We start from the raw sequence: 2,371 nt of genomic DNA, 5'->3' as shown, positions 1-2,371 counted from the left end.
TGGCTGTGACATGTAAGTCTTGTATATGATTGTTCAACTTTCATTCCACGAGTTGGAAATAGAACGATTGAACCTGTTGTTCCGTCAACAGTAGCCTATGGGAACGTGCGGTATTAAGCAATGAACCCGTGCGGTAACAGAACCAACAATGAAGCCCTTCCGAAAGGAGAAGTCTGAACCGTGAGGGGATGACAACTGCCGTTAGTATCGAACGACAGGGGAGCTAGGCTGAATGGTATGAATAACGTAATGTGAACCGTTGATAAACGTCGTAACTTCGAATGAGCTGCTAATGATACTGGGCTCTAACCCAAAAGGGATGCAGTCGGATAACCTTCTCCATGCTAAGGTTACACGGACATAACGACTGCCGGCGGATAGACGGATTCTAACCCATTCGTTTGTCATATACAAGAAACATGGTAAACCCGTACTTCTCCTGTTAACAGCAGGTAAGCAGACCGTAAGTGAAGCCGAATGGAGTGCGGGCAGAGGAATGCGGAGAAAGCGAATGCCGTTCTGTAACGGAACGGATAGAGGTTGAAACATCACCTCACACGAAAGTGGGCAGACTTCCGCATGGTGGATGTTTTACAAGAAACTTATAGAACTTATTAAAGGAGAAAAGCAAATGAACGAGATTAAAACATCGTGTGCATCTACTGACCGGAAATGGAGCACTTGGGAAAGCATAGACTGGAACAAGTGTGAGATAGCGGTTAATAAGCTACAAGCACGTATTGTAAAAGCTCAAAAGGCGGGCAAACACGGCAAGGTGAAATCCTTGCAATGGGTGCTAACGCATTCGTTTTACGCTAAAGCTTTAGCCGTAAAGCGTGTTACATCAAACAGTGGCAGTGACACCGCAGGCGTTGACAAGGTGAAATGGTCAACTCCCAATGCCAGATTCAAGGCTATCGGTGAACTGAAAAGAAGAGGCTACAAGCCCCAGCCGTTAAAAAGGGTCAATATCAAAAAGAGTAATGGGAAACTACGTCCTTTAGGTATCCCGACGATGAAAGACAGGGCTATGCAGGCATTATACCTGCTTGCGTTGGAACCTGTATCGGAAACAACTGCGGACAGTAATTCCTACGGTTTCCGTAAAGAGAGAAGTACTGGAGATGCAAGGGAACAATGTTTTTGTGTCCTTGCAAAGAAAACTTCTCCCGAATGGATTATGGAGGGTGACATCAAAGGTTGTTTCGACCACATCAGCCACGAATGGCTGCTGAACAATATCCCTATGGATAAAGTGATGCTGCGGAAATGGCTCAAATGCGGTTTTGTCTTCAACAAGGAGCTATTCCCCACGGAAGAGGGTACCCCACAGGGCGGTATCATTTCACCAACTCTTGCGAATATGACACTGGACGGGCTGCAAACTATGCTTGCAGAGAAGTATCACAAGAAATTTGTAAACAGGAAAACGACCTACTATCCCAAAGTACATCTTGTACGCTATGCGGATGATTTTATCATCACGGGTAGAAGCAAGGAAGCTTTGGAAGAAATCAAACCGTTAGTAGTAGACTTTCTCAAGGAAAGGGGATTAACCCTGTCGGAAGAGAAAACAAAGATTACACACATTGATGACGGATTTGATTTTCTTGGGTACAATATCCGAAAACACAAAGGAGTGCTTCTAATCAAACCGTCCAAAAAGAGCCTGAAGAAATTCATGCAGAAAATCCGGGGAATCATTGATTCCAATAAAGGAAGCAAACAGGAATCACTTATAAGGCTCTTGAATCCTGTGATAACAGGCTGGGTAAACTACTATAAGAATTGTGTGGCTTCTGACACATTCAGAAAAGCTGACTACCTGATATTTGAAAAGTTATGGCAATGGGCTAAGAGACGACACCCCAAGAAAGGCAAATACTGGATTGCCGACCGATACTTTACACGGGTAAAAAACCGCAACTGGTGCTTCGTGGCAAACTTCAAGAAAGGCAAGACTGATGACAGGATTGCACTGAAAAGGCTGTATGACACAAAGATTACCCGATATGTCAAGATAAAAGGTGAAGCAAATCCCTTTGACCCCGAATGGACAGAGTATTTTGAAAAGCGTAAGACTTACAAGATGCTACAGTCGCTCAACGGTAGAAAATCATTGCTGTACATGTGGGAAAGACAGAACCATTTATGTCCCGTATGTGGTAAACCCATAGACAAGGAACATCCTTGGGGAACTTCCCAACAAATAGTCAATGGCAAGAAAGTAAATTTCCTGCTGCATGACAGCTGTAGAAGAAAAGTCATTCAAACTAATAAGATGTAACTATGAGCTGGTTTCTATTAAATAGAAATTTAACACTGCTTGAGCCGTATGATTGGAAACTTTCATGTACGGTTCTGAGGGGGG

Annotated in this window: 1 protein-coding gene; it reads left to right on the top strand. The window is 43.7% G+C overall.

Annotated elements, in window-relative coordinates; genetic code table 11:
* Positions 1-631: 631 nt before the first annotated feature.
* On the top strand, positions 632-2,287 hold the full coding sequence (gene ltrA, locus WKT20_RS17915; RefSeq protein WP_340417851.1) for a group II intron reverse transcriptase/maturase: 1,656 nt from the start codon (positions 632-634) through the stop codon (positions 2,285-2,287).
* Positions 2,288-2,371 lie beyond the last annotated feature (84 nt).

Origin of the sequence: Phocaeicola sp. ICN-14070, assembly GCF_037892625.1 — a bacterium.
Lineage (GTDB): Bacteria > Bacteroidota > Bacteroidia > Bacteroidales > Bacteroidaceae > Phocaeicola > Phocaeicola plebeius.
Note: the sequence above shows the minus strand (reverse complement) of the source record. Positions and strands in the feature narration are given on the sequence as shown.